Source organism: Saccharopolyspora dendranthemae (assembly GCF_007829955.1).
GTDB classification, from domain to species: domain Bacteria; phylum Actinomycetota; class Actinomycetes; order Mycobacteriales; family Pseudonocardiaceae; genus Saccharopolyspora; species Saccharopolyspora dendranthemae.
This window is the reverse complement of record NZ_VIWX01000001.1, coordinates 524,048-550,803: the sequence shown is the minus strand read 5'-3', so window position 1 is coordinate 550,803 and position 26,756 is coordinate 524,048. Positions and strand designations below refer to the sequence as shown.

Annotated in this window: 29 protein-coding genes; 17 read left to right on the top strand and 12 right to left on the bottom strand. The window is 68.8% G+C overall.

Annotated features, from left to right (window positions below):
- Window positions 1-12: 12 nt before the first annotated feature.
- Entirely contained in the window at window positions 13-930 is a 918-nt protein-coding gene (locus tag FHU35_RS02395) for a LysR family transcriptional regulator (protein ID WP_145736254.1), read from the bottom strand.
- A 426-nt stretch (window positions 931-1,356) separates the two neighbouring features.
- Here FHU35_RS02395 and efeU point away from each other — a divergent pair, with 426 nt between their 5' ends.
- The 4 genes from efeU to FHU35_RS02375 all read left to right on the top strand — a co-directional run bounded on the left by efeU (window position 1,357) and on the right by FHU35_RS02375 (window position 5,685).
- Window positions 1,357-2,190 (top strand): iron uptake transporter permease EfeU, encoded by an 834-nt coding sequence (gene efeU, locus FHU35_RS02390; RefSeq protein WP_145736252.1) that lies wholly within the window; start codon window positions 1,357-1,359, stop codon window positions 2,188-2,190.
- Window positions 2,187-3,296, top strand: a complete 1,110-nt coding sequence (efeO, locus tag FHU35_RS02385) for an iron uptake system protein EfeO (RefSeq protein ID WP_145736250.1) — start codon at window positions 2,187-2,189, stop codon at window positions 3,294-3,296. Before efeU ends, efeO begins: the two co-directional genes overlap by 4 nt.
- Entirely contained in the window at window positions 3,293-4,498 is a 1,206-nt protein-coding gene (efeB, locus tag FHU35_RS02380; RefSeq protein ID WP_145736248.1) for an iron uptake transporter deferrochelatase/peroxidase subunit, read from the top strand. Before efeO ends, efeB begins: the two co-directional genes overlap by 4 nt.
- A 182-nt stretch (window positions 4,499-4,680) precedes the next feature.
- Window positions 4,681-5,685: a tetratricopeptide repeat protein gene (locus FHU35_RS02375; RefSeq protein ID WP_145736246.1), complete on the top strand. Its 1,005-nt coding sequence runs from the start codon at window positions 4,681-4,683 to the stop codon at window positions 5,683-5,685.
- An 11-nt stretch (window positions 5,686-5,696) separates the two neighbouring features.
- On the opposite strand, the gene FHU35_RS02370 is transcribed toward FHU35_RS02375, so the two are convergent.
- Both FHU35_RS02370 and FHU35_RS02365 read right to left on the bottom strand, forming a co-directional pair.
- Complete coding sequence (locus FHU35_RS02370; RefSeq protein WP_145736244.1) at window positions 5,697-6,860, bottom strand: FAD-dependent monooxygenase; 1,164 nt, start codon at window positions 6,858-6,860, stop codon at window positions 5,697-5,699.
- Between the two features lie 11 nt (window positions 6,861-6,871).
- Window positions 6,872-8,281 carry an MFS transporter gene (locus FHU35_RS02365; RefSeq protein ID WP_145736242.1) on the bottom strand — a complete coding sequence of 470 codons (1,410 nt, stop codon included), beginning with the start codon at window positions 8,279-8,281 and terminating at the stop codon, window positions 6,872-6,874.
- An 89-nt stretch (window positions 8,282-8,370) separates the two neighbouring features.
- Between FHU35_RS02365 and FHU35_RS02360 the strand changes: the two genes are divergently transcribed.
- The 5 genes from FHU35_RS02360 (at window position 8,371) to FHU35_RS02340 (ending at window position 13,182) form a co-directional block, all read left to right on the top strand.
- A complete protein-coding gene (locus FHU35_RS02360) occupies window positions 8,371-8,997 on the top strand; it encodes a TetR/AcrR family transcriptional regulator (protein ID WP_145736239.1) in 627 nt (208 codons plus the stop codon).
- 196 nt (window positions 8,998-9,193) lie between these two features.
- On the top strand, window positions 9,194-10,135 hold the full coding sequence (locus tag FHU35_RS02355; protein WP_145736237.1) for a ParA family protein: 942 nt from the start codon (window positions 9,194-9,196) through the stop codon (window positions 10,133-10,135).
- Window positions 10,132-10,755: a hypothetical protein gene (locus FHU35_RS02350; protein ID WP_145736235.1), complete on the top strand. Its 624-nt coding sequence runs from the start codon at window positions 10,132-10,134 to the stop codon at window positions 10,753-10,755. The genes FHU35_RS02355 and FHU35_RS02350 overlap by 4 nt, the downstream gene beginning before the upstream one ends.
- Before the next feature lie 20 nt (window positions 10,756-10,775).
- Window positions 10,776-12,119, top strand: a complete 1,344-nt coding sequence (locus FHU35_RS02345; protein WP_246110025.1) for a restriction system modified-DNA reader domain-containing protein — start codon at window positions 10,776-10,778, stop codon at window positions 12,117-12,119.
- Window positions 12,120-12,225: 106 nt separating this feature from the next.
- Window positions 12,226-13,182 carry a S1C family serine protease gene (locus tag FHU35_RS02340; protein WP_145736233.1) on the top strand — a complete coding sequence of 319 codons (957 nt, stop codon included), beginning with the start codon at window positions 12,226-12,228 and terminating at the stop codon, window positions 13,180-13,182.
- Window positions 13,183-13,255: 73 nt separating this feature from the next.
- On the opposite strand, the gene FHU35_RS02335 is transcribed toward FHU35_RS02340, so the two are convergent.
- The gene (locus FHU35_RS02335) at window positions 13,256-13,474 is read right to left on the bottom strand and encodes a hypothetical protein (RefSeq protein ID WP_145736231.1); all 219 of its coding nucleotides are present in this window, start codon (window positions 13,472-13,474) and stop codon (window positions 13,256-13,258) included.
- 113 nt (window positions 13,475-13,587) lie between these two features.
- Here FHU35_RS02335 and FHU35_RS02330 point away from each other — a divergent pair, with 113 nt between their 5' ends.
- On the top strand, window positions 13,588-14,247 hold the full coding sequence (locus tag FHU35_RS02330) for a YdcF family protein (protein WP_145736228.1): 660 nt from the start codon (window positions 13,588-13,590) through the stop codon (window positions 14,245-14,247).
- 61 nt (window positions 14,248-14,308) lie between these two features.
- Window positions 14,309-14,644, top strand: coding sequence for a helix-turn-helix domain-containing protein (locus tag FHU35_RS02325; RefSeq protein WP_145736226.1), 336 nt, complete (start codon window positions 14,309-14,311; stop codon window positions 14,642-14,644).
- On the opposite strand, the gene FHU35_RS02320 is transcribed toward FHU35_RS02325, so the two are convergent.
- From FHU35_RS02320 to FHU35_RS02305, 4 genes are all read right to left on the bottom strand, one after another.
- The gene (locus tag FHU35_RS02320) at window positions 14,641-15,231 is read right to left on the bottom strand and encodes a ClpP family protease (RefSeq protein WP_145736224.1); all 591 of its coding nucleotides are present in this window, start codon (window positions 15,229-15,231) and stop codon (window positions 14,641-14,643) included. The genes FHU35_RS02325 and FHU35_RS02320 overlap by 4 nt on opposite strands.
- Complete coding sequence (locus FHU35_RS02315; RefSeq protein ID WP_145736222.1) at window positions 15,228-15,851, bottom strand: ClpP family protease; 624 nt, start codon at window positions 15,849-15,851, stop codon at window positions 15,228-15,230. Before FHU35_RS02315 ends, FHU35_RS02320 begins: the two co-directional genes overlap by 4 nt.
- A 247-nt stretch (window positions 15,852-16,098) precedes the next feature.
- Window positions 16,099-17,739 (bottom strand): AMP-binding protein, encoded by a 1,641-nt coding sequence (locus FHU35_RS02310; RefSeq protein WP_145736219.1) that lies wholly within the window; start codon window positions 17,737-17,739, stop codon window positions 16,099-16,101.
- Window positions 17,736-18,989, bottom strand: coding sequence for an MFS transporter (locus tag FHU35_RS02305; RefSeq protein ID WP_246110024.1), 1,254 nt, complete (start codon window positions 18,987-18,989; stop codon window positions 17,736-17,738). The genes FHU35_RS02310 and FHU35_RS02305 overlap by 4 nt, the downstream gene beginning before the upstream one ends.
- 168 nt (window positions 18,990-19,157) lie before the next feature.
- Here FHU35_RS02305 and FHU35_RS02300 point away from each other — a divergent pair, with 168 nt between their 5' ends.
- On the top strand, window positions 19,158-20,177 hold the full coding sequence (locus FHU35_RS02300) for a hypothetical protein (protein ID WP_186459224.1): 1,020 nt from the start codon (window positions 19,158-19,160) through the stop codon (window positions 20,175-20,177).
- A gap of 111 nt (window positions 20,178-20,288) precedes the next feature.
- Here FHU35_RS02300 and FHU35_RS02295 read toward each other — a convergent pair whose 3' ends face one another.
- Together FHU35_RS02295 and FHU35_RS02290 are read right to left on the bottom strand one after the other, a co-directional pair.
- Window positions 20,289-20,474 carry a hypothetical protein gene (locus tag FHU35_RS02295; protein WP_145736214.1) on the bottom strand — a complete coding sequence of 62 codons (186 nt, stop codon included), beginning with the start codon at window positions 20,472-20,474 and terminating at the stop codon, window positions 20,289-20,291.
- Window positions 20,471-20,689 carry an HC3 family zinc finger protein gene (locus FHU35_RS02290; RefSeq protein WP_145736212.1) on the bottom strand — a complete coding sequence of 73 codons (219 nt, stop codon included), beginning with the start codon at window positions 20,687-20,689 and terminating at the stop codon, window positions 20,471-20,473. Before FHU35_RS02290 ends, FHU35_RS02295 begins: the two co-directional genes overlap by 4 nt.
- A 113-nt stretch (window positions 20,690-20,802) precedes the next feature.
- On the opposite strand from FHU35_RS02290, the gene FHU35_RS02285 reads away from it, so the two are divergent.
- From FHU35_RS02285 to FHU35_RS02265, 5 genes are all read left to right on the top strand, one after another.
- Window positions 20,803-21,660: a helix-turn-helix domain-containing protein gene (locus FHU35_RS02285; RefSeq protein WP_246110023.1), complete on the top strand. Its 858-nt coding sequence runs from the start codon at window positions 20,803-20,805 to the stop codon at window positions 21,658-21,660.
- Window positions 21,657-21,911 carry a DUF397 domain-containing protein gene (locus FHU35_RS02280; RefSeq protein ID WP_145736210.1) on the top strand — a complete coding sequence of 85 codons (255 nt, stop codon included), beginning with the start codon at window positions 21,657-21,659 and terminating at the stop codon, window positions 21,909-21,911. The genes FHU35_RS02285 and FHU35_RS02280 overlap by 4 nt, the downstream gene beginning before the upstream one ends.
- 24 nt (window positions 21,912-21,935) lie before the next feature.
- Window positions 21,936-22,991, top strand: a complete 1,056-nt coding sequence (locus FHU35_RS02275; protein ID WP_425474110.1) for an LLM class flavin-dependent oxidoreductase — start codon at window positions 21,936-21,938, stop codon at window positions 22,989-22,991.
- 173 nt (window positions 22,992-23,164) lie between these two features.
- On the top strand, window positions 23,165-24,478 hold the full coding sequence (locus tag FHU35_RS02270; protein ID WP_145736205.1) for an MFS transporter: 1,314 nt from the start codon (window positions 23,165-23,167) through the stop codon (window positions 24,476-24,478).
- A 75-nt stretch (window positions 24,479-24,553) separates the two neighbouring features.
- Window positions 24,554-25,060, top strand: coding sequence for a Pycsar system effector family protein (locus tag FHU35_RS02265; protein ID WP_222429262.1), 507 nt, complete (start codon window positions 24,554-24,556; stop codon window positions 25,058-25,060).
- Between the two features lie 40 nt (window positions 25,061-25,100).
- Here FHU35_RS02265 and FHU35_RS02260 read toward each other — a convergent pair whose 3' ends face one another.
- Together FHU35_RS02260 and FHU35_RS02255 are read right to left on the bottom strand one after the other, a co-directional pair.
- The gene (locus FHU35_RS02260; RefSeq protein WP_145736203.1) at window positions 25,101-26,054 is read right to left on the bottom strand and encodes an esterase/lipase family protein; all 954 of its coding nucleotides are present in this window, start codon (window positions 26,052-26,054) and stop codon (window positions 25,101-25,103) included.
- A 90-nt stretch (window positions 26,055-26,144) separates the two neighbouring features.
- A complete protein-coding gene (locus tag FHU35_RS02255; RefSeq protein ID WP_145736201.1) occupies window positions 26,145-26,651 on the bottom strand; it encodes a GtrA family protein in 507 nt (168 codons plus the stop codon).
- Window positions 26,652-26,756: the final 105 nt, after the last annotated feature.

Below are 26,756 nucleotides of genomic sequence, written 5' to 3'. Positions count from 1 at the left end.
CGCTTCTGGGCCTCAGCGCCCGGACATCTGCGCCGCGGGCACCGAGCCGGTCGGCGGGGCGTTGTGCCAGAGCTCCTGGCGGAGGAACCGCAGGAGCGCCGACTCCGCCGGGCCCGGATCCTGGCGGAGCACGGCGATGACGGGCTGAGTGACCGCCGGCGAGACCGGGCGGGCGAGGTGCTCGTAGCTCTCGGGGACGGCGGAGGCGGGGACCAGCGCGACTCCCAGGCCGTGGGCGGCCCAGCGGACGGCCGTCGCGGTCTGGGAGGTGCGAGCGGCGGTGGCCGGGGTCAGACCGGTGTCGCGCAGGACGCTGAGCAGCACCGCGTCCAGCGCGCTGTCGCGGTCGAAGCGGACCCACGGTCGTGCGCCGAGCTCGCGCAGATCGACCTCGTCGGCGGCCAGCAGCGGGTGCGCTTCGTCGAGCACCACCACGAACTGCTCGTCTCCGAGGTGGTGAGCGCGCTCGGGACTCCGCTCGCACGCCGCCATCAGCGACAGGTCCAGCACTCCTCGCTTGCACAGCCGGTCGAGCTCGGCGGAGCTCGGCTCCTCGAAGACGGTGACCTCCACGCGCGGGTAGCGGCGCCGCAGCGCGCGTAGCGCACCCGGCAGCTGCCGCGTGCCGAACCCCAGCTGAGCCGCCACCACGAGCTCGCCCACCAGCTCCTCGCCGCCGGCGCGCGCGGTCGCCCGGGCTCGCCGGGCCGCGGTCACCGCGACCTCGGCCTCCCGCAGGAACGCCCGTCCCACCGACGTCGGTACCAGGCCGTTGGGCGTTCGCGCGAAGAGCGTCACCCCGAGCTCGCGCTCCAGTCCCCGGATCTGCTGCGAGACCGAAGGTTGGGCGACGTGCAGCGATTCGGCCGCCGCCGTCACCGAGCCCTGCTCGGCCACGGCCAGGGCGTACTCGAACTGGCGAAGGCTCATCGGTTTCCCTCCGTGCTGGGACCACGCGGCCCAACCGGTGTGAACGCCGCACGGCGACGTCCTGTTCCCCGAACCATCTCGATCAAGCGCCGCTTCGCTGATGCGTTCATTCCACTTCGGGACCGATGTGCGGAAATGTTCCGCGTCTGGTGCATTGAGGTCGATTCGTCCTCGAAATCCCTTTGTCGCGATTTCCCGAGAAAGCGGAGAATGATGCTCCGAATGTTTTCCAATTGATTCCCGGGGAAGGTCTGGACAAATTGTCATAGCAGGTCAGAGGCGATGAGGAGTCGAATTCGGATTCGTTTCCGGTTCGCCATCCGCCGCATTTTCCAGTGACAGCGGGCACAGTTGTTTGCCGATGAGGTTAGGCATGCCTATCGTCCTTTCACGCCTCAGGGCGAGGCGTTGGTGAGAGGAGTTCTCGTGCTGATCGGCAATGCGTTGATCGGGTTGCGCGAGGGGCTGGAAGCCGTCCTCGTGGTCAGCATCCTGATCGCATTCCTGGTGCGCGGTCAGCACCGATGGGCGCTGCGCCCGGTGTGGATCGGGGTCGTCGCCGCGGTGGTCCTGTCGGTGGCGGTCGGTGCCCTGCTGACCTATACCTCGGCGACGATGTCCTTCGAGCAGCAGGAGATGTTCGGCGGCGGGATGTCGATCCTGGCCGTGGTCTTCGTGACGACGATGATCTTCTGGATGCGCACCACCGCGCGCACCCTCGCCGCGCAGCTGCGCGGGCAGATGGGCGAAGCGATGCAGCTCGGATCCTGGTCGGTGTTCATCGTCGCGTTCCTCGCGGTGGCGCGAGAAGGACTGGAAACGGCGGTGTTCTTCTTCTCCAGCGTCCAGTCCGCAGGCGGAACCATCCTGCCGCTGTCCGGGTTCCTGGCCGGGATCGCGGTGTCGGTGGTCCTCGGCCGACTGCTCTACCTCGGCGCGATCAAGGTCGACCTCGGCAAGTTCTTCACCGCGACCGGAGTCCTGCTGATCTTCGTCGCCGCCGGGGTCCTCGCCTACGGGGTGCACGACCTGCAGGAGGCGGCCGTGCTGCCGGGCCTGCACGCGCTGGCCTTCGACGTCAGCGAGCAGATCCCGCCGTCCTCCTGGTACGGGACGCTGCTGAAGGGGATCTTCAACTTCTCGCCGCGGACCACCGTTCTCGAAGCGGCCGTCTGGACCTCCTACGCGCTGGTCGTGCTCGCCCTGTTCCTGCGGCCGAAGCGTGCCGCCGTCCCCGCGAAGACTGGAGAGATGTCGTGAGAACCGCTGTCCGAAAAGCCCTTCCGCTGTCCCTGCTGCTGCTGGCCTCGTGCGGCCAGCAGGCCGGTCCCGCGCCCGGCGCGATCAGCGTCGAAGCAGGTGATGATTCCTGCAAGGTGTCCAGCACCTCGGCGGCTGCCGGGACGATCACCTTCGACGTGCGCAACACCGGTTCCCAGGTCACCGAGTTCTACCTGCTGGGCGACGGAGACAAGATCGTCAGCGAGGTGGAGAACATCGGGCCCGGCATGAACCGCCAGCTGGTCGCGCAGGTGCCGCAGGGCGGCAAGTACACGACCGCCTGCAAGCCGGGCATGCAGGGCGACGGGATCCGCGGCGAGTTCACCGTGACCGGTTCGGCGCAGGCGGTGACCAGCCCGGAGGCGGCCCAGGCCGTGACGGCCTACAAGTCCTACGTGGACCAGCAGGCCGACGCGCTCGCGGCGGAGACCGGGAAGTTCGTCCAAGCCGTCAAGTCCGGGGACGTCGAGCAGGCCAAGGCGCTGTACCCGGCGGCCCGGCTCCCGTGGGAGCGGATCGAGCCGGTCGCCGAGAGCTTCGGCGACCTCGACCCGAAGATCGACGGGCGGGAGGCCGACCTCGAACCCGGCCAGCAGTTCACCGGCTACCACCGGCTGGAGAAGGACCTGTGGGTGACCGGGCCGCAGCCCGACACCCCCGCCATCGCCGATCAGCTGCGCGCCGACGTCGACCAGCTGGTGGCCGAGGCGCACGGCGTCGAGCTCACCCCGGCCGACGCGGCGAACGGGGCCAAGGAGCTGCTCGACGAGGTCGCGACCGGCAAGGTCACCGGCGAGGAGGAGATCTTCTCGCACACCGACCTCTGGGACTTCCAGGCCAACGTGGCGGGCGCCAAGCAGGTCGTCGAGTCGCTGCGCCCGGTCCTGTCCTCGAAGGACCCCGAGCTGCTGGCCGAGCTCGACCGCAACTTCGGGTCGGTGCAGGCCCTGCTGGACCGCTACCGCACCGGTGAGGGCTTCCGGCTCTACCAGGAGCTGAGGCCCGAGCAGGTCAAGGAGCTCTCGGAGTCGGTGAATTCGCTCGGCGAGCCGCTGAGCAAGACCGCCGGGGTCGTCGCGCGATGACGCTCTCGCGGCGGAACATGTTCGGCCTCACCGGCGTCGGCGTGGCGATCGCCGGCACCGGGGGAGCGCTCGGCGCGGTCGTCTCCAGCGGGGCGGAGAGCCGCGGTGCCGAGCAGGTGCCGTTCCACGGTCCCCACCAAGCGGGGATCACCACCCCGGCGCAGGACCGGATGCACTTCGTGGCCTTCGACGTGACCACCTCCGACCGCGCGGAACTCGTTCGCCTGCTGCAGGACTGGACCCGCGCGGCCGAGCGGATGACCGCCGGTCGGGAAGCCGTCGAACGCGGTGCGACCGGCGGTGGGCAGGAGGAACCACCCGGCGACACGGGCGAGGCGCTGGGACTTCCGCCGTCCGCGCTGACGCTCACCATCGGCTTCGGGCCGTCGCTGTTCGACGGGCGGTTCGGGCTCGCGGGGCAGCGCCCGCCCGCGCTGGCCGAACTCCCGCACTTCTCGCAGGACGACCTCGACCCCGCCAGGTGCGGGGGAGACCTGTGCGTGCAGGCGTGCGCGAACGACCCGCAGGTCGCCGTGCACGCCATCCGCAACCTCGCGCGCATCGGATTCGGCGCGGTCTCGGTGCGCTGGTCGCAGCTCGGTTTCGGCCGCACCTCCAGCACCTCGCGGGAGCAGGCCACACCGCGCAACCTGTTCGGCTTCAAGGACGGCACCAACAACATCAAGTCCGAGGACGCGGCCGCGCTCGACGAGCACGTCTGGGTGCACGGGGAGGACGGTCCCGAGTGGATGGTCGGCGGTAGCTACCTGGTGGCCCGCCGGATCCGGATGCACGTCGAGACCTGGGACCGGACCTCGCTGGCGGAGCAGGAGCAGATCGTCGGCCGCACCAAGGGGAGCGGTGCCCCGCTGGGTGCCACCGATGAGTTCGCCCCGGTCGACCTGCGCGCGATCCCGGAGGACAGCCACATCAGGCTGGCCTCGGCCGGGAACACCGGGGCGCGGATCCTGCGTCGCGGCTACAACTTCACCGATGGTTCGGACGGTCTCGGCAGGCTGGACGCGGGACTGTTCTTCGTCTGCTTCAACCGCGACCCGCACCGGCAGTTCGTCCCGGTGCAGCGCGCGCTGGCCCGCGACGACACGATGATGGAGTACTTGCAGCACAACGGTTCCGGCCTGTTCGCCTGTCCGCCCGGAGTGGAACCGGGGGGTTTCTGGGGTCAGGGGCTCTTCGACTGATCGGCCGCTTCGCTCAGGGTCCTACGACTTTGGTCGTACGGGTCGTTCTCAGGGTTCCCGACCTGGTTTTTTCCGGGATTCGGCCGGAGGTTTCGGCACTGCAGCGTCCGTAATTTCTCCAGTGGACATGATCACCCGGTCCTCACCGAGGGCCGGGTGATCCGCTTACTGGAGGGAGACCCATGCACGCCAAGGCGGCCGAATACCGCGGTGGGCTCGCAGCGTTGTCGGTGAACGCGTCGCTCGACGAGGTGCTGGAACAGGCCGAGCGGCACGACGCGGCCGCGACCGGGCCCGGTGAGCGCGCGGGGGCGCTGCTGGCGATCGCCGAGGCGTGCAGGCGACTGGGCAGGGTGGACCGGGCGGAGCGCGCCTGGCGCGCGAGCTATCGCGCGGCGCGCGAGGCGGCCGATCGGGACGCGATGGCGTGGGCGCTGTGGAGCGGGGGGACCCTCGCCCGGCAACGCGGGCGGTACGTGCTGGCGCACCGCTTGCTGAGCCGCGCCGCGGCAGCCGCCGAAACGGGCACCGACCGCGTGGCGCGCGGGTACGCGCTCGCCGGGCTCGCCGAAACAGGCCGGGTGCAAGGGGATTTCGCCGGAACTCTGCGGTTGCACGAGCAGCTCCTCGCCGAGGCGCGGGCCGACGGTCAGCCCAGGCACATCGTGTGGGCGCTGGAGGGGATCGCGCAGATCCACCGGCACGACGGCGATCACGACGTCGCGCTGGCGATGTTCACCGAGGCCTGCCAGATCGCGACCGACGGTGACGACCAGCGCGGCCGGGCCTGGGCGCTGCGGGGGATCGCCGACCTCACCTCGCTGCGAGGTGAGGTCGACGAGGCGTTGGCCCTGCTCGCCGAAGCAGAAGGCGCCTGCCGCCGGATGCGTCTCGAAGCGGCGCTCGCCTACAACCACAAGATGCGCGGCAACGTCCTCTACCGCGCCGGCCGCTACGCCGAGGCCGAGCGCGTGTACCGGGACACGGTGGAGGAGTTCACGAGCATCAGCGAGCCCCGGGGCGAGGCGCTGGCCCGGCTCGGCCTGGTCAAGAGCCGAGCCCGCCGAGGCGCCGAGCCGACCGCGGTCGAGCGGGAACTGGGCGAGCTGCACGCCCACTTCACCGAAACCGGCCTCCACCACGCGGCGGAGATGACCGAAGCGGCTCGACGAGACCTCCTGCCGTGAGCGCGTGACGGTCAGTCGGGGAGGGTCAGCGCGGAATGCTCGGGGTGCCCGGTCGCCGGTGGTGGTTCGGTGATCCCGCGGAGGCCCGAGTTGCGCTTCTCCAACGCCTCCTCCGTGGTCGGGAACAAAGCCGCGTCCCCCTCCCCGACGAGGGCTTGGTTGAGCTCGACGAACTCCCGAAGGTTCGCTTCGTAGGCGGCGAACGCCTCGGCGTGGTCGGTGGTGGACGCCAGCGCGTCGGCGAGCAGGTAAGCCCCGACCAGCGCGAGGCTCGACCCCTGACCGGTCAGGAAGGACGGGGCGTAGGCGGCGTCGCCGACCAGGGCGACGCGGCCCCGGGACCACGCGGGCAGGTGGATCTGGCTGACCGTGTCGAAGAACAGGTCGTCGGCCTCGCGCATGGCCTTGACCATCGACGGGACCTCCCAGCCGTCACCGGCGAACGCGTCGGCGACCAGCTCGCGCTGCGCCTCGGGATCCCGCAGCAGCTCCATCGGCGGCTGCGGGCCGACGAAGTTGAGGAACCCGTGCACCACGTCGCCGTCCTGGACGCCGTAGAGCGCCGCGCCACGGCCCGGAGCGTTCCACATGATGATCTCGTGGGAGAGCCCGAAGGTGTTGGGCATGGTGAACCCGGCGAAGCAGAACCCCAGGTAGCGGTGGAACGGGAGCTCGGGGCCGAAGGTGAGCTCCCGTGTCCGGGAGTGCATCCCGTCGGCGCCCACCACCAGGTCGAAGTCCCGCTGCGCGCCGCTGCGGAAGGTGACCCGCACTCCCTCCGGGTGCTCGTCCAGCACGTCGATCGAGTCGTGGAACACGAACTCCACGTCGTCGCGCACGGCTTCGTAGAGCACCGAGGTCAGGTCGCCGCGGCGGACCTCCAGGTCCTGCCCGTCGACGCCGCCCGCGACGTGCTGCGGGTGCACGGCCGCCGCCACGGTTCCGTCGGCCTCGAGGAACGTCAGCCGCCGGGTCTCGATGTCGGCGTCCTGCAGCTGCGGCAAGATCCCCATCCGCCGGACGACTTCCAGCGCGGTTCCCCGCACGTCGATCGGGTAGCCGCCATCGCGCACCGCCGCGGCCTTCTCGACGACCGTGACCTCGAACCCGTTGCGGTGCAGCCAGAACGCTGTCGCCGGTCCGGCGATGCTCGCACCTGATACCAACACTCTCATGTCCTTCTCCTTCACCTGGTGGACTTGCGCTGACGGATGAGCACGACGGCGAGCGCGGTGGACACGCCGAAGGCGACGGAGGCGATCGCGATGTAGGTGAACACGCCCGCCCCCGAGTACGCGGCGGGCAGCGCGGTGGCTCGCAGCACGGCCGAGCCGACGAAGTTGAACACCACGGAACCGATCGCCACCACGACCATGACCAGGCTCGACACCGTCGCCTGCTGACTCGCGGGCGCGAGGCTGCCCGCGACGTTGAACCCCGAGGTGCCCAGCGCTCCCACGGTGAAACCCAGCAGGAGCGCGAACACCAGGGCGGTCGGGAACGAGCCGACTCCGGCGAACATGCCCGCGGTGCCGATCGTTCCGAGGGCCACGGCCCCGGCCAGCGTCACCACCGGTCCGAAGCGCGCCGCCAGGACCCCGGCCAGCGGTCCGCCGATCATGACGCCGACACCCGGTGCGGCCAGCAGCATCGCGGTCGATCCCTGGCCGGCGAGTCCGTACCCGAGGCCCTGGCTGAGCGGGACGTCCCCGACGAGCGGCAGCAGTTGCAGCATGCTCTGGTACGAGCCGGTCGCCAGCACCACGATCAGCAGGGTGAGCAGCAGCGGACCGCCGAGGCCCCGCACGTCGATCAACGGCTCCTCCGCGCGAGCGGAGACGACCCACCACCGCGCAAGGGCCGCCGCACCGGCGATGAGCAGCACGAGAGGTCCGATCTCCAGCCACCCGAGCTCGGAGCCGAGGCTGATGTAGCTGAGCACGCCGATCAGGCCGGTGCCGAGCAGTGCTGCTCCGCCGAAATCGATCCTGCCCGGGGTGGTGATCGGCGACTCGGCGACCACGGCTCGCACCGCCAGCGCCATCGCGGCCGCGACCGCGGCGGAGAGGACGAACAGGACCTGGAAACCGTTCTCGGCGGCGAGATTCTCCGTCGCGAAGCGCGACACGATGTTGAGCACGGCTGATCCCGAGGTCACGATGCCGACGACGACCATCGCCAGCCGCGGCGCGCAGACGTCGCGCACGATCGCCACCGTCAGGAACAACGCCGCCACGGCTGAGCCCTGCAGCAGCCGGCCCGCCACGAACGCCCACGTGGTGGGCGCCACCGCGCACACCAGGGCACCCGCGCAGCTGATCAGCAGCGTGAGCACCAGGATCTTGCGCTTGCCGTGGACGTCGGCGCTCTTGCCGAGCAGGGGAGCCCACATCGCGCCCGCGAGCATCGCGCTGGCGTTGAGCCACGCGGCCTGGTCGGTGCCGAAGTGCTCGAGCATCTGCGGCAGGACGATCAGCGGTGCGGTGATGGCGGTGTCGACCATGAAGTTGACCAGGACCAGCACCGTCACCAGGCCGATGAGCCGTCGGTTCCACCTGGTGTGGAGCCCGCTCTCCACGCCGTCGATGACCTGCATGCGCCACTCCTCGCGTCGACGTGCTCGTTGCCTGACAGAAACTACACTACACGGTGTAGTGTGGTTTGCCTGAGAATAGGATGAGGACCATGGCGACACCGAAGACGGCCCCGCAGGCGCCCGGGCGGCAGCGGCGGACCGAGATGAAGCGCGCGGCGATCCTGGACGCCGCCGAGGAGCTGTTCGTCTCCGAAGGCTTCGACGTCGTCAGCGTGGACGCCATCGCCGCCCGCGCAGAGGTCTCCAAGCGCACCGTCTACGACCACTTCGGCGACAAGCGAGCCCTGTTCCACGGGGTCCTGGAACGCTCCGGCGAGGTGCTGCTGCGGACCATCCGCGCCGCCATCGACGAAGAGCTCACCGAAGACCGAGACCTCCGCGAGGCGCTGCACGCCTTCGCCCAGCGGGTCACGACGGAAACGTTCCCGTCGTCGGTCTACGTCAACTTCCGCCGACTCCACAGTCAGACCTCGCGCCTCCCGGAAGAGCTCGACGACGAGCCCGAGCGCTCCCTGCAGGAGCGCTTCCTCCGCTACGCCGAAGCCGGGGATCTCCGCGTTCCGAACCCGCGCCGCGCGGTCCAGCACTTCATCGCGCTGACCATGCGTCTGGCCCTCGACGTCATCGACGAGACCCCGGACATCGCGAGCAAACCCGAAGAGCTCCACGACCTCATCGCAGACGGAGTCGACACCTTCCTCCGCGCCTATAGCTGAATCCGGCTGAATCCGACGCCGTCGCGAATGTCGTTGCGGCAAACGGGTCACGACCGCACGTACGTTCGTGTCGATGCGGCTGCCTTTCGGTTGTCCTCGGAACGTGCCTTCTGCCAAGGTCATTGAGCAGCCCAAAGGATGATCTTGAGAGCTGCTGACCAATTTGCCGAGCACTGAGATGGCTTTGGGGGCACTCGTGCGGGTCGTTGCAGTCATGAACTACAAGGGCGGGGTGGGGAAGACGACCCTCACCGCGAATCTCGGAGCAGTGGCCGCCAGTCGCGGTCTGCGGGTCCTGCTCATCGACCTCGACCCGCAGACGAACCTGACCTTCTCGTTCTTCTCTATCGACGAATGGCACGACCGGATCAAGGACTCGCACACCATCAAGCAGTGGTACGAGGGCGACATGCCAGGGCGGGAGGTCTCGCTCGCGGATCTCGTGGTGACACCGGAGGCCGTGAACGAGCAGCTGGGTAGCGCAACCGGACGGCTCGACCTGATCTCCTCGCACCTCGGGCTCATCGACGTCGACCTCAAGCTCGCCGCTCTGCTGGGAGGTACGACCACCCTGGCCAGCTCTCAGCAGCGGTTCCTCGAACTGCACGACTGCCTCCGCCGCGAGCTCGCCGATGAGCGCTTGAGCGACTACGACCTCGTGCTGTTCGATTGCGCACCGAATTTCGGCCTGGTCACCAAGACCGCGATCGTGGCGAGCGAGCGGATCCTGGTTCCTGCCAAGGCCGACTACCTCTCCACGCTCGGGTTGACCTACCTGGAGGGCAATTGCCGGAAGCTCGTGCGGGAGTTCAACGACTTCGCCGGCTACGGCGGGAAGGGCGAGCACGGTCCGATCAACCCGGAATTCCTCGGGGTCGTGTTCACGATGGTGCAGATCTACTCGCAGCGGGTGACGGCTGCCCACCAGAACTACATCGACGAGGCGCAGGTCAACTCCGGGGTACCGGTGCTGGAAAGCACGATACGCAACAGCACCCGGCACTTCGCCGGAGAACCGGAGAAGGCTGTTCCGCCGATGCTCTCGGCACCAGGTAGCGACGAGGTGGTCCAGGAGTTCGAGCGGCTCACCGATGAGGTGCTGGATTCGCTCTCGCTGACCGGGGAGGTCAGCGGATGAGCGACCTGCGCAGAATGATCGCTCTCAACGCCCTCGCGTGGGAGTTCTTCGCCGAGCAGGACGATCGCACGATCGATGCCCTCGTCAGCGGTGCGATGGGCTTGTCGTTGTCCGCTCCTGCCGAGAATGTGCGCGCTGAGGCCGATCGGGTTGAACCTCGCGGGGAGGCGAAGACATCGGGCGGGCTCGCCGAGCTCTCGTCGGAAGATGAACGGCGCGCGCATCTGATCAACGCCGGGCTGTCGGTGAAGGAACTGAAGGAGCTCGCGAAGCAGAACGGGTTCACCGGGTACAGCAAACTGTCACGGGACCGGCTGCTAGACCTGCTCGCCTCCGGTTCTCCGAAACCGGTTCCGCCGCCGAAGGAACCCGAGCGGGACGACACGGCGACGGACCCGCGCGCAGAGGCCATCGGTGCACGGCTGCGCGAGACGGAGACGGAAGAGGAGGGAATGCTCTACCTCGACTCCCTGCGCTTGAACAGGGAGTCGCTGCTGGCCGTTGCTGCTGCGCTGGGGCTCACCCGGGTGAACCGCCTGAGCCTGCGTAAGCTGAAGCGGCGGGTCCTCAAACAAGCGATCGGTGCGCGCCGGAAGTACGCGGGACTGCGGGAGTGGTGAGCGTGGAGGGTGGCGCCGACGTGACAGAGGAGGCGTCCTGCCGTGCCAAGTACCTCATCGACGGCCGACGTGTCACGGTCTCGGACCTGTTGGCCGCGGGGTTGATCAGCGCTGGGACCGAGTTGAGGTTCGAACGCTCTCGGATCGGGGTCTCCTACAACGCGACCGTGACGGCCCAGGGGCGGATCAGACTCGACCACGGCGGTGAGGAGTTCCGATCGCCCTCGCGGGCGGCCAGCGTGGCCGCCGGAGCGCGGGCCATCGACGGCTGGAGAGCGTGGAAGGAGGTCGGGCAGGGCAGGCTGCTGGACGCGTTGCGGCAGGAGCTCCTGGAGGGCACGGCGGCGGATGCGAAGCACAAGAGCATCCACCAACGGCTTCGAGAAGCGCGCGAACACGCGGACCACGGCGAACCCGAGCGCGTCTCGGTGCGGGAGCTGCTACTGCTGTGGGGCATCGGACAACGCGGTGATCAGGTGGGCCAGATCGAGGCGGATCTCGCCAACCACGGTCTGACGACCTCACCTAGCTTCCGAGCGGTAACCCTGGACACGGTGGTTTCACTGATCACGCCACCAGAGGAGGTCGTCGAGGAGACCTCGGGCATCGAAGGTGTGCGGGTTGTTGATGATGAAGAGGACGATGTCGACCTGGAGATCCACTTCACGGTCGGAAACCTCTCACCGCTGATCGGCGTGGGCTTCGTCAATCCCAACGAGTCGTTGGACGCCGCTATCACGAGCCTCACCCTGAACAACTACTCCCAGCTCGCCGTTCTCAGCGGGGCGAGGAACCTGCGGGGTGCTGTGACGTGGCGGTCGATCGTGAACGCTTTCCACCGCAAAGCGGAGCCGAACCTCACCGACGCGATTGATGCTGACGTGGAGTCCGTCCCCTACTACCGGGATCTGTTCGACGTGCTTCCAGAGCTCCAGCGCAAGGAGTTCGTGTTCGTGTGGGACGAGACGAAGGCGGTCAAGGGAATCGTCACGACCTCGGACGTGGTGCGATTCTTCGGAGAGGTTTCCGCGCCGATTCTCCAGGTGGGCGAGCTGGATCGGACGTTGCGCTGGATCCTCCGGACCGCGTTCGACATCGAGACCGTGGCACAGGTGTGCGGCAGGGACATCACGAGCTTCGAACGACTCACCATGGGCGACTACAAGCGCGTCATGGAGAACAAGGCCATGTGGGAGCGGTTGCAGTGGCGGTTGGACCGCGCCACGGTGATCGCGCGACTGGATGAGATCCGCGATCTGCGCAACAAGCTCCTGCACTTCCACTCCGACCCCGTGCCAGCGGACGCAGCCGCGAAGTTCCGGAACTTCACCACGATGCTCCGCCAGCACCGGGGGCGGGGCTGACCGGTCGTACCCGCCCGTGATCGGCGCGTTCTCCGCCTGCGCACCGGGAATGTCCTGGTGGGCTGGTGGCGTTACCGGTGCATCGGCACGAGGTGGGGAGGGTGCGATGGCTGGGATCGGAGTCCCGGACTCGTCCGGTGCCATGGATGCGTACTCGCGCACCGTCAGCTCGGTCGCCGCGCAGATCACGCCGAGCGTGGCGAGCTTGCGGACGCGCGGTGAGTGGGGAGAGGCCAAGGGGTCGGCGGTGGTGTTCACCGAAGACGGGTTCCTGCTGACCAACGCTCACGTGCTCGGCGGATCGCGGGCTGGCACGGCGTACTTCGCGGACGGCACCAGCGGTGAGCTGTCGGTGGTGGGCGCCGATCCGCTGTCGGACCTGGCGGTCGTCCGCGTCGACGGGCCGACGCCGAAACCGGTCGAGCTCGGTGACAGCGACGATCTCGTCGTGGGTCAGCTGGTGGTGGCGGTCGGAAATCCGCTCGGCTTGACCGGTTCGGTCACGGCCGGCGTCGTCAGCGGGCTCGGGCGGTCGATGCCCTCGGGCGGCGGTCACTCCGCGCGGATGATCGAGGACGTGATCCAGACCGATGCCGCGCTCAACCCCGGCAACTCCGGGGGAGCGCTCGCCGACGCGCGGGGAGTCGTGGTCGGCATCAACACCGCCGTGGCGGGAATCGGTGTGGGGCTGGCGATTCCGATCAACTCGACGACCCGGCGGATCATCTACTCGCTGATGCGGACCGGGCGGGTTCGGCGCGCCTACCTGGGCCTGGTCACCACGCCCGCTCCGCTCCCGGAGGGCCTGGCCACGCGGCTGGAGCAGCGAACCGGCCTGCGCGTCGTGGACGTCGTGCGCCGCAGTCCCGCCGATCGTGCGGGCCTGCACCCCGGTGATCTCGTCCTGACCGCCGCAGGCGAGCCGGTCCGCAACGCCCAGGGCCTGCAGCGGCTGATGTTCGCCGAGGCCATCGGAAAGCCGTTGCAGATCACCGTGACCCGCAACGGAGCGATGGTCGACGTGATCGCCGAACCGACCGAGCTCCAAGACGCAGCGGCCTGATCCGTTGGGTGGGGGAAGTTTTCATGAAAACTTCCCCCACCACATGACCACGCAAAGCAAGTCCCAGCGGTTCTCAGACGGTGGACGAGTTTTCCAGGCTCATCGCGCGGTAGCGGCGGTTCGCGTCGCAGGTGAAGCGCTCGTCGCTCCACCCGTAGTAGTTCTTCGCCCGCCGCGCGCGGTGGCAGACCAGGCAAGCGCGGAGGCCGCGCTTGGCCGAGGCCGTGACCAGGTTCGGCGCCTCCAGCAGATGCCCTCGCGGGCATCGCGTCTTGCGCGTGTTGTGGTTCATGCCCCGATCGTAGGTCCGAGTAGTAACACTGAAACTATTATCTCGGTCTCCCTCCCGGGGTGAGCCGACCGGTAGGTTCGCCGCGACCGGTCGAGCGTCCGAGGTGAGTGGGCATGGAGAGCAGCGCGGTGGTTCCGGAACGGCTGCGGGCCGACGTGCAGCGGCTGTGGGACTACCACGACATGGGCCACGAGCTGCGACGATGCGATGTCGGAGTCGGGCTGGGAAGTCATGACCTCGGGGTCGCCGACCACGTCGCCGAGTTGCACGGCGCCGGGTGGTTCCCGCTGGTCGTGTTCACCGGAGCCAACGCGCCGACGACCGCCGAGCGGTTCCCGAGGGGTGAGGCCGTTCACTACCGGGAGCACGCCGTCGCCCTCGGCGTCACTGACGAGGCGATCCTGGTCGAGCCGAGAGCGACCAACACCGCGGAGAACATCGAGTTCACCCGCGAGCTCCTCGCCGGCCGGGACGTGGGTTCTCTGCTGCTGGTGTCCAAGCCCTACCAGCAGCGACGGGCGTTCGCCACGGCCAAGAAGGTCTGGCCGGAGGTCGACGTCCGCTGCAGCTCGCAGCGCATCCCGCTGGACGAGTACGTCGCCGCCATCGGTGATGCCGACCGCGTCATCGACATGCTCGTCGGCGACACCCAGCGCATCACCGTCTACGCCGAGCGCGGCTTCGCCATTCCGCAGGAGGTCCCCGCCGAGGTCGAGGACGCTTACCGCCGCCTGCTCGACGCCGGCTACACGGCACGTCTCGTTCAGGCCTGATCGGTTCCGCTGTCAGCGGAACGGCGTCCCCGGAGCGCTCGGCCGGTGTCAGGATTGGTGCATGGCGGACGTTCTTGACTTCAAGCGGAAGCGCAAGGCCGAGCCCGACCCGCTCTGGCGCGAGGAGCTCGGCCGCGCGCTTCGCGCGATCAGGGAAGAGCGGGGTGACCGGCTCGTCGACGTCGCCGAACGAGCCGGTGTGTCCCCTCAGTACCTCTCGGAGATGGAGCGGGGGTGCAAGGAGCCGTCGAGCGAGATGATCGCCGCGGTCAGCGGCGCGCTCGACGTCGACCTCGCGGAACTGCTCACCGGCATCGCCGGCCAGGTCCGGACGACCCAGGGCATGTTCTCCGCTCCCGTCGGTGGCCCGTCCGGCCCGGTCCTCATGGCGGTCTAGCTCCGCTCGTCCAGGACGTGGTCGGCGAGGCCGTAGGTGACCGACTCCTGCGCGTCGAAGACGCGATCGCGGTCGGTGTCGTGCCGCAGCGTCGCCACCTCCCGGCCGGTGTGCCGGGAGAGGATCTCCTCCAGCTGGGTGCGCACCCGGACCACCTCGTCCGCCTGCAGGATCAGGTCCGGGATGGTGCCCCGCCCTTGAGCGGCCGGCTGGTGCAGCACCACCCGCGTGTGCGGCAGCACCGCGCGGCGGCCGGGTGCTCCGGCGGCCAGCAGCACCGCGCTGGCGGCGACCGCCTGCCCGACGCAGGTCGTGGCGACGGGGGCCTTGATGTAGCGGATGGTGTCGTAGAGCGCGAGCATCGCCGACGGGTCGCCGCCCTCGGAGTTGATGTAGAGGTTGATCTCCCGGTCGGGGCTGTCGGCCTCCAGGTGCAGCAGCTGGGCGATCAGGGCGTTGGCGACCCCGGAATCGATCGGGGTGCCGAGGTAGACGATGCGCTCGGCGAGCAGGTGCGAGTAGACGTCCATGATCCGCTCGCCGTTCGTGCTGCGCGTGATGACGTTGGGGATCGTGTAGCTGCTCATGCCCGCACCCCCGAATCCACGCCGAGGCCCACCGGGTAGCGCATCGGCATCAGCTGGCCTAGACCCTCCACGATGTGGTCGACGAAGCCGTACTCGCGCGCCTGCTGGGCGCTGAACCAACGGTCGTGCAGGGAATCGGAGAACACCCGCTCCACGGGCTGACCGGTGTCCTCGGCGATGAGCCCCAGCACCGTGTCTCGTGTGTAGCGCAGGTCGTCGGCCTGCACCTCCACCTCGACGGCCGAGCCGCTGATCCCCGCCGAGCCCTGGTGCATCAGGATTCGCGAGTGCGGCAGCGCGAAGCGCTTGCCCGAGGTACCGGCCGACAGCAGGAACTGCCCTGCGCTGCAGGCCAATCCGAGCGCGAGCGTGGAGACGTCGCACGGCACGAGCCGCATCACGTCGCGGATCGCCAGCATCGAGGGCACCGAACCGCCGGGGGAGTGGATCCACAGCGCGATGTCCTTGTCCGGATCGGCGTGGGCGAGGGACAGCAGCTGAGTGATCAGCACCGTCCCGTTGTCGTCGTCGAGCGGGCCGTCGAGCACCAGGACCCGCTGGCTGTAGAACCGTTCGCGAAGCCGGTGGTCGAACATCGGCTGCTTCTCGTCGTTGGCCATGCTCCGACCATGCCGCCACGACAGCGTCCCAGGCGCCCCGCGCTGCCCACAGCAGATCCACCACCAGCAGCGCGGATCGCTCTGTCGAGGTCGGCGCGACGTCCTGGCCTCGGCCGTGCTGGTCATGGCGGAGAAGAGCTGCGCTGCTGCGTCGACGAATTCCGGCTCGGCGGTGATGACGTGGGCATTTCCCAGTTTTAGTCCAAACCGAGGAGGCTTCGTGCCCGAAATGTCGGCTCAGTTATGACTAAAACTGGGAGATGCCGAGGTCGGGAGGTAGCAGGGACGTGCGGTCGTGGGTGGTGAAGTCGCGTTCCCAGTGCTCTCGGGCGTGTGGGGTGAAGAGGCTGTAGGTGGGGTGCTGGGTGGGGCGGTGGTAGATCGGGTCGTGGGTTCGCCAGGCCGACCGGCGCAGCGGTGACTTGGCCGTCTTGTTGCTGGCCGTGGTGGGGAGCTCGGGTGTGATGCGGACGAAGCGGGGGAGCCACTTGGTTCCCAGATCCGGCTGCGCGGTGAGGAAGTTCGCGAAGACCTCGGGATCGAACTCGCCCCGGATCTGCAGCGCCGCCATCACCTGATCGCCGCTGCGCGGGTCCGCGACGGGGTAGACCGCGACCGCTTCGACGGGCTCCCACCGCTGGATGATGCGTTCCAGCGACGCCGCCGCGAAGTTCTCCCCGTCCACGCGGATCCAGTCGGCGGTGCGGCCGGCGAAGTAGAAGTAGCCGTCGGCGTCGCGGTAGGCGAGGTCGCCGGTCCAGAAGTCCGCGCCACGCACGCGCTCGGCCTGAGCCTCGGGGTTGTTGTAGTAGCCCTCGAACGCCGATGCCTTGCCGAGGGCGACGATCTGCCCGATGGCCTCCGCGGAGTTGCACAGCCGGCCGTGCTCGTCGAACTCCGCTGGTGGGCACTCCGCTGCGGTGTCCTCCCGCAGCACGCGCACGTCGGCACCACCGACGGGCAGTCCCAGCGAGTCGGGTGGGCTGTCGGCGGTCCGGTTGATCCGCAGCACGCCTTCGCTCATCCCGTACCCCTCGGACACGCGGCAGCCGAACCGCTCGGCGAAGCGCTCGGCGTCGACCGGCGAGGCTTCCGTCCCGACCGCGAGTCGTAGTGTGCTGGCCCGATCCGCGGCACCCTCCGGCTGGGCGAGCACGTAGGACAGCGCGCGACCGACGTAGTTGACGAAGGTGACGCCGTGGCGGTGGACGTCGCGCGCGAATCCGGACGCCGAGAACTTCCGCGCCAAGCACACGGTCGACCCGACGTGCATGGCGGGCGCCAGGTTCATCATCGCCGAGTTCCCGTGGAACAACGGCATGCACAGGTACGACACCGAATCCCGCGTGAGCTCGGTCCGCTCGCCCAGCGATTCGGCGAGCGCTCCGAGACGGCCCTGCGAGCACTTCACCGCTTTCGGCGCCCCGGTCGATCCCGAGCTGAACAGCAGCAGCAACGTGCGATCCGGATCCGGCAACCCCTCGGGCATCGTCTCCTCGCCGAGCAGGGGCCGGTACTCGTCGCTGTCGACGTCGAGCACCGCCGCCCCGTGATCGAGTCCGTCGAGCAGTCCGGCCAGGCGCTGCTCGGTGATGACCACCTCGCAGTCGGTGTGCCGGATGTCGCGAGCCAGCCCGGCCCCGCGCCGAGTCGGGTTGATCCCCACCACGACCGCGCCCTCCAACGCGGCACCGACGATCCAGAACACGTAGTCGGGCACGTTCTCCAGCAGCAACCCGACGTGGCGGACGCCGAGCCTGCGCAGCAGCCCCGCTCGCCGCGCGCCTTCGGCCACGACCTGCGCCCACGTCCACGACCGGTCCTCGAAGCGCAGCCCGACCCGCTGGTCGCCGCAGCGGGACCACGCGATCTCGGCGAACGTGCTCACGGCGTCTCACCGAGATCGCGGCCCCGGGTCTCGGAGATCATCAGCACCGAGAGGACCGAGATCCCGACCGCGCCGACGATGATGCAGCTCAGCGGCAGGCTCGACCCGCCCGTCCCGGCGACGAGCGCGGCGGCGATCATGGGGGTGAAGCCGGCTCCGATCAGGCTCGCCATCTGGTAGCCCAGCGAAACCCCGGTGTAGCGCACGCGGGTGCCGAACATCTCCGACAGCATCGGGGCCAGCGGCGCGTACATCAGGTTCTGGAAGACCTGGGCGATCACCAGCGCCGCGATCATCGCGGGCACGGTCCGCATGCCCAGCAGCGCGTACATCGGGAACGCGAACAGCACCGCCCCCGTCGCGCCGATCAGCAGCACCCTGCGCCTGCCGATGCGGTCCGACAGCGCCGAGAACAGCGGGATGCCGATCAGCCCGGCGAGGCTGATCAGCAGGTGGGCGCGCATGATGTCCGGCAGGTCGTACCCGAGCCCCTTGGCGTAGGCGACGCTGTGCGAGCCGATCAGCGCCGTCATCGCGAACGGGCCGATGCCCGCGGCGCAGGCCAGCAGCACGGCGCGGGGGTGCCGCAGCACTTTCAGCAGTGGCAGCGTTTCCCGCTTCTCCGCCTTCTCCATCGCCTGCTTGAACAGCGGGCTCTCCACCACGCTCAACCGCACGTAGAGCCCGATGATCAGCAGGATCGCGCTCGCCAGGAACGGGATCCGCCACCCCCAGGACACGAAGTCCTCGTGGGGGAGCATCGTCACCAGCGCCACCGCGCCGTTCGACAGCAGGGAACCCAGCGGCGACCCGGCCTGCATGATCCCCACCCACGCGCCGCGCCGCCGTGAGTCGGCGTGCTCGATGACCATCAGCGCCGCGCCGCCGTACTCGCCACCGACCGCGATGCCCTGCACGCAGCGCAGCAGCACCAGCAGGACCGGCGCGGTGAGCCCGATCGAGGAGTAGGTGGGCAGCACGCCGATGAGCACGCTGGCGACTCCCATCAGCACCATGCTCGTGACCAGCGCGGACTTCCGCCCGATCTTGTCGCCGAAGTGGCCGAACAGCAGCCCGCCGAGCGGGCGCGCGACGTAGCCGGCGGCGAGCGTCCCGAATGCGGCGATCGTGGCCAGGGCCGGGTCCGAACCCGGGAAGTACAGCGACCCGAAGACCAGCGCGGCCATCGTGGAGTAGAGCAGGAAGTCGTAGTACTCGATGACGGTGCCCAGCAGCCCAGACAGGGCCACCTTCCGCACCTGGCCCCTGTCCACCGCCTCTGCAACCGGCACCGAACCCGGTATCGCCATTGACACCACTTCCTCATCCGAACCAAGCGCTTGCTAGGCAAGCTACGTCGCCGGTCACCCCTGGTCAAGACGGTGATCTCCGGTCCGCGGAGGGTGGATAATCCGGGAATGCTGACGAACTCACGTACCGTGCTCGGTCTGGGGGTGGCCGCGTGCCTGCTGCTCACCGCCGGTGTTTGGGCAGGTGGGTGGTGGTTGGACGTCGCTCTGCTGCCCGATCGGGGCGCGTCCTGGTACTACTGGAAGCTGCCCGAGCCCACGTTCTGGACCAGGGCTTCGGCCTGGGGCGGCTACGCCGCGCACCAGCTGCTCAGCTGGGGGCTGATCTTCTACGCGCAGCGGCACGTCCGCGAGTACGCGCGGGGCCTGCACCCGGTGAACGTGGTCGCGCTCGTCGCGAACGGCGCGTTCATCGCGCTGCACGAGCTGCAAACGCAGGTGTTCTACGACGGGCTCGCCCAAGACGTGTCGGTGTTCAGCTCGCAGGCGTCGGTGGTCGTGCTGCTGATCGTCGTGCTGATCATGGAGAACCGCCGCCGGGGGATGTTCTTCGGCCGGCCCGCGCCGATCTCGGCCGAGGTCACCCGCTTCTTCCGGACCTACCACGGCTATCTGTTCAGCTGGGCCGCCGTCTACACGTTCTGGTTCCACCCGATGGAGAGCACCAGCGGCCATCTCATCGGTTTCGTCTACATGTTCTTGCTTCTGCTGCAGGGGAGCCTGTTCTTCACCCGCGCCCACACCGACCGCTGGTGGACCCTGACGCTGGAGGTGCTGGTCGTCGTGCACGGAACCCTGGTGGCGGTGATGAACACCGGTCCGGACGGGCTGTGGCCGATGTTCCTGTTCGGCTTCCTCGGGGTCTTCATCATCACCCAGATGCACGGCCTGGGCCTGTCGAAACCCACCCGCTGGGTGCTGGTCTCGGGCTACCTCGCGGCGGCGATCGGGGTGTACTCGACCCGTTCGCTGGCCGATCTCGGTGAGATCGTCCGGATCCCGCTGATCGAGTACCTCGTGGTCGCGGTGCTCGCACTCCTGACCTGGCTCGGTCTTCGCGCTCGTCGGTTCGCCCGCGCGCCCCGGCCTGATCGAGAACCCGGAGTGCGAGCTGAGTCCCACACCTGAAACTGACGCAATACTAGACAGTTACTAGGTGGATTTCCTCAGAAGTATCGGGACAACTGCGGATTTCGCGCGCACAGTTCTCGACGTGAATTCGGTCTGCGATGGTTCGGGTCATGCGAATGGGTGTTGGCTTCGGGAGAGGTCGTGCAGGAGCGCGGCGACTTCGTCGAGGGCGGTTGCGGTCGTGGCGAGTTCGGTGCTGTTGAGCGCTCCGGAACCGACTTCGTGGGCCAGATCGTCGAGCATCCACTGCGTGCTGCGGAGCAACACCGCCAGCCGCGTGGTGTCGGCGCTCATCCGACGGTCGCTCTGGCCATCTCGACCGCTGCTCGGTAGCACTCCGGGCAGGACGGCCACAGCCACGCGAGTTCGGAGTTGTCGGCGACCTGGCCGGAAAGTCCGCACAACGTCGTGACCGCGGTTCCGGTCGGATACGCGAGAGTGCCTTCGGGTCGCCGATCGGTGCTCGCGTGCCGCGACGCGTTCGTGGGAACCCAGTGAAATGGATACATCCCAGCCCCCAGCTGTTTTCGGTGTCAGGAACAGAATCAACGTCTAGTAGTCATTGATCAATGACCCGGTAGTGGGATGGATATACCGGGCAGGTGTTCCTACGATTCGATTCGTGCCTGGAGACATCGGTGCGGTGACACCGCGAGCTCGGGCGCTCGCCGCAGCCATTCGAACGGTTCGCGAAGAATCCGGGATCAGCGGACGAGAGCTGAGCAAACGGCTCGGTATGAGCCACGGGACCATGTCGCACTGGGAGACCGGTCGAAGGGTGCCCACGCAGGCCGACGTGGTCTCGCTGCTCGCGGCAGCCGGGGTGACAGGGGACGAGAAGCGCCGGCTCCTCGAGATGGCCCGCAACGCCGGCGAGCCGAACTGGCTCGCCGTGGGAATTCCCGGCATTCCGCATCAGCTCGCCGGTGTCGTGGAATGCGAGCGAGCCGCGTCCGATGTCGTTCAGTGGTCGCCGATGGCGGTGCCGGGTCTGCTGCAGATCACCGACTACGCCCGCGCGGCGTCGCTGGCGGCGGGCTTGTCCCCGAGCGACGTCGAGACCCGCGCGATGGTGCGAGCGTCCCGGCGCGAGGTGCTCATGCGGAGGTCTCCGCTGCGCCTGCACGCGTTGATCGGCGAGTACGCGATCCGTGACGTGATCGGCGATTCCGAGGTGATGGCCGACCAGCTCCGCCACCTGCGGAGCACGGCGGAGCTGGTGAACGTGACGCTGCAGGTCGTTCCCTCGCACGTCGGCTGGCATCCGGGGCTCGTGGGCCCGTTCGTCCTCTACGAGTTCCCGGATTCCCCGCCGACGATCCACTTCGAGCACCACCGCTCCGGGACGTTCGTCGTCGATGCCGCCGAGGTGCGGGGGTATCGACAAGCCGTGCTGGAGATCGGCAAGCTGGCACTGAGCCCCGAGGCTAGTGCGGAGCTCATCGGCACGATCGCGGATGAGAGGGAGCGTGCGAGATGAGTGAGGTCCACGGCTGGCGGAAGTCGACCCGCAGCAATCCGATCGGCAACTGCGTCGAGGTCGGTCACGTGGTCGGCTGGCGCAAGTCGCGCTTCAGCCACCCCAACGGCGACTGCGTCGAAGTCGGGCGCGTGGCGGATCACGCGGCGGTGCGCGATTCCAAGTCGCCGGAGACGGGGTACTTCACGGCGAGTCCCGCCCAGTGGCGTGCGTTCCTCGACGCGGTGAAGGACGATCGGTTCTCGATCTGAGCAGTGCGGAGGTGACGGTTGGCAGTGCGGGACGACGACGTGCGCCTGTCGGTGCTGGACACCTCGCCGATCGTGGAGGGATCCACCGCGCGGGAGGCGCTGCACAACACCGTCGACCTGGCCCGCGCGGCGGACGCCCTCGGCTACCACCGGTACTGGGTGCCGGAGCACCACAGCATGCGAGGAGTCGCCAGTGCGGCTCCGGCGGTGCTGGTGGCCCGCATCGCGGATGCCACCAACGGGCTGCGCGTGGGAAGTGGCGGAGTGCTCCTCCCGAACCACGCGCCCGTGGTGATCGCCGAGCAGTTCGGGACCCTCGAAGCGCTGCACCCCGGCCGGATCGACCTGGGCATCGGCCGAGCACCCGGCGGCAACTCCCGAGCGGTGGCAGCGGTCCGCAAGACCACCCCGGATCGCGGCGACTTCGCCGACCAGCTCGCCGACCAGCTCGCCGACCAGCTCGCCGAACTCCTCGGCTACTTCGCGATGAGCGAGCCCGAACGCGGAACCGTGGCGGCGATCCCGGCGGTCGGGAACCGCCCGGACGTCTGGCTGCTCGGCCAGTCCAGCACCAGCGCCCGGCTCGCCGGGGCGAACGGACTCCCGTACGCGGTCGCCCACCACCTCAACCCCGACTGCTTGGAGCAGATCCAGACCTACGAGGAAGCGTTCTGGCCCTCCGCCGCGAACCCCGAACCCCGGGTCCTCATCAGCGTCGCCGCCATCGCGGCAGAATCCGACACCCGAGCCGAATGGCTCGCGGGCTCCACCCGCCTGAAGACCCTCAGCCGCCTGAGAGACAGCAGGATCCGCCTGCCCACCCCGCAGGCCGCGGCCGAGGTCACCTGGACTCAGGACGAACGCGCCGAGGTCGCCCACCGCACCCGAGGTCTGCTCACCGGAACCCCGGACGCGATCCGCCAGCAGCTCGACGCCGTGCTGAGCAAGACCCACGTTCGAGAACTCATGGTGACCACCCCAGTCCACGGCCACGACGACCGCCGCCACTCCTACGAACTCCTCGCCGAGCTCCTACCGAAACCCGCAGGTCCGGGCGCTTCCGCCACGGAGCGATACTGATCCGGTCGTCGGCGGTTCCGGTTCTCGCCGTGACCCCGCGTGATGATGTCGAGCGGGCGCGACCTTCGCGGCGAGGATTCATCGTGAATGGGTCTGGGTGGGGTCTCGACCTGGCGTGTCGTCGCGACTAGACAGACATCCAACACAAGGACGACGAACGACGAGGTTCAGGCATGTCGGACTCCGTGCAGCGGGCTGCGGGTGCTGGTCGGACCAGGGATGAGCGGCGGCTGCTGGCCAGCACGCTCGTCGGGACGACCATCGAGTGGTACGACTTCTTCATCTACGCGCAGGCGGCGAGCCTGGTGTTCGCGCCGCACTTCTTCAAGCCGGTGAGCCAGGAGGCGCCCGGTGTGGCCAGCCTGCTGTCGCTGGCCACGATCGGCATCAGCTTCCTGTTCCGGCCGCTCGGGGCCGTGGTCGCGGGACGGTTCGGCGACCGGCTCGGTCGCAAGGCGATGCTGGTGATGACTCTGATCATGATGGGGTCCGCGACCGCGCTCATCGGGTTGCTGCCCACCTACGCGCAGATCGGGGCCGCCGCGCCGATCCTGCTGATCGTGCTGCGCGTCGTGCAGGGCTTCTCCGCAGGCGGGGAGTGGGGTGGTGCCGCGCTGATGGCGGTGGAGCACGCGCCCCGGGACAAGCGCGGGTACTTCGGCTCCTACCCGCAGACCGGTGTGCCGCTGGGCCTGATCCTGGCCACCGGCGTGCTGTGGTTGATCAGCTCCACGACCAGCGAGGAGCAGTTCCTGGCCTGGGGCTGGCGGATCCCGTTCCTGCTGTCGGTCGTGCTCATCGTGTTCGGCTACCTGGTGCGGCGGCTCGTCGAGGAGAGCCCGGTGTTCCAGGAGATGCTGGAGCGCAAGGCGCACTCGTCCGCGCCGCTGCGCGAGCTGTTCCGCAGCAACAGCCGCAACGTCGTGCTGGCCGCGCTGATCTTCGTCGCCAACAACGCCGCCGGCTACCTGGTGATCGCCTACTTCCTCAGCTACGGCAAGAGCCTCGGGTTGTCCCGGCCGACGGTGCTGCTGGCGACCATCGTCGGAGCGGTCGGATGGCTGGTGTTCACGGTCCACTCCGGGGCGCTGTCCGACCGGATCGGGCGGGTGCGCACCTTCCAGATCGGGTACGGGGCCGTGTTCGTGTGGATGCTGCCGATGTTCCTGCTGATGGAGACCGGGAGCGCGGTGATGTTCGCGCTGGCCATCGTCGTGCTCTCGTTCGGGATCGGGCTGTCCTACGGGCCGATGTCGGCGATGTACGCCGAGATGTTCCCGGCCAAGGTGCGCTACTCCGGCGTGTCCATCGGCTACGCGTTCGGCGCGATCCTCGGCGGGGCCTTCGCGCCGACCATCGCCGAAGCGCTCACCCAAGCCACCGGCAGCGCCTACGCGGTCGGCGCCTACATCATGGTGCTGAGCGTCATCTCGATCATCGCCGTCACGATGGTCCGCGAACCCAAGGGAGCAGATCTGAACGCGTGACCGCGATCGCGCTCGATCCTGCGGTGCCGGGACGTATCGTGGCCGAGCGATTCGAGCGATCGGTAGGAGTCGGAGATGAGCCGCGACCTCGCGGATGGGTCGGAGTGCGACGAGTGCGGGAGCACGCGGGGCGGCGCCGAGGTGGAGGTGCTGCGGGCGGAACTCGCGCGAGCCGATGCCGCGATCGCCCGCACCGACACGAAGGCGAGCACGCTGCTGGCCACGTTCGGGCCGATCGTGACGGTGGGTGCCGCGGTGCTGCCCCGGATCCCGATCCCGCCCGCCGGGCGCGTCGCGCTGTGGTGCGCGCTGGTGCTGCTCATGCTGGCGGTGCTGACTCTGCTCGCGGTGGTGCGACCGCACCTGCGCGGCAGCGGTTTCCGCAACCGGCGCACGACTGACGAGGAGATGGCGGTGTTCGTCGAGCGCATCACCGCCGACCCGCAGCGCTGGTACCGGCAGCAGCTGCTGACGATCTCGCGGCTCGGCGCGCTGAAGTTCCGCGGCGTTCGCCTGGCGACCTTCCTCATCGGTGCGGGCGTGATCACCGCCGTGATCGCGGTCGCCTGGTCGCAGCCGTGACCACGGCCGGGACGCGGGTCACCGCGCCCCGGCCGCGACCTCAGCGGGGCAGGTTGTCGCCCTTGTGGTTGATCGCGTTGCGCGCGATCTCCAGTGGCGCCCAACCCTTGTCAGTGGTGTACGGGCCGCCGTCGGCGCCGTGGTGCCAGTAGCGGAGGCAGTAGTCGCCGTCGCGTTCCCACCGGATGGCCTGGTGGTCGATGTTCTTCGGGCTCGTGCAGTCGGCCGTGCCGTTGTTGTTCAGATCCTCGTCGAACCCGTACTTCTGGTGAGCCCAGTAGCCCTTGTCGATGGCCCGGTCGTAGGCGACCGTCGTGTCCTCCTCCGACCCGACCAGGCTCCAGTCGATCCCCTCGGCCCACGGGTCGTCGAACCCGCGATCGTGGGCTCCCTTCGCGGACTCGTGGAGCTTGCTGATGAATCCCGAGCCGCCGTCTTCCTCGCGCGTCATCTGCCACCACTGATACTCGCACTTCGCGGGATCGGAGCAGGGGGCCTTGGTGATGCCGCCGTGCGGGGTGCCGAGCGTGACCACGTCGTCGACCTCGACCTTCGGGGGGAATCCGTTCCAGCCCTCACGGGTTCCGAGCACGGCGACTCGGGTCACCAGGCCGCCCATCGAGTGCGCGACGATGTCCACCGACTGGCCCTTGCTCGTGTACTGCGAGTAGATGTGCTGGGCGAATTCCTTGGCGATGTGCTGGATCTCGGTGTTGGTGGTGTTGTCACCCGCGCCGTCGACGTCCTCGTCGCAGCCGGAATCGCCCTTGTAATAGCCGATCGTCTTGACCGTGCGCCCGGTGAACTCCGCGCGCGCCTTGCTCCACAAGTCTTCACAGGCCGCGTCGGCGCCCTCGTTGTAGCCGTGCACCAGCAGCACCGGCTTGGAATCGGCCGCCGGCTGATCCGCAGCGGCAGCGGTCACCGGCATGCTCATGCCGAGACCGACCGCGAGAGCCGCAGCCGACAGTCGGCGCCATCGTTGATCGCGCATCGAACATTCCCCCAGAGATTCGAACGTTCGATCAACGCTAGTTCCGCGCGGTGGGGCCCGCAACCGAATTCACTCCAGCGTTCCTTCTGCTCAGCGCCCGGGACGCTCGCGCACCACGCCGCGATCGCGTCCGCTCCCGGGCCCCTGCTGACGAACCCGCGCGCGCCGGGCGAAGACCCAGAGGCGCATCGCCAGGAACCGGCTTGTCCCGCCGAACAACGCCATCGCGGCCACGGCGCCGGCCTCCGCCGCGCTCGACGGGTCGTCGACCGCCAGGCCGAGCAACTGCAGCGCGAGCTGGTTCGACGCGCAGTAGAAGCTGAACACCGCGATGGTCTGCAGGTGCATCCGCATCGGGTGCTCGTCGCGGTCGGAGAACACCCACCAGCGGTGCGCGAGGCTGCTGGCGATCGTGGTGGTCAGCACCGACAGGACGTTGGAGACCTCGGCGCTGAACGTGCCGCGCAGCAGCAGGTAGAGCACGGCGTTGGCGAGCGTGGTCGCGGCTCCGACCGCGGTGAACATCACGGCCTGGCCGACGACGTGACCGCGAAGCCGCCCCAGCAACCCCGGGGACGGTGCGCCGCGACCGCTCATGGTCGATCCTCCCGCCCGGTGCGCTTCCGACCACCAAGTTAGCCCGGAAATGCGCACGCGGGCGGTGAATGAGCTGGGAAACACCTGGGAAGGGGTCGATCGCCA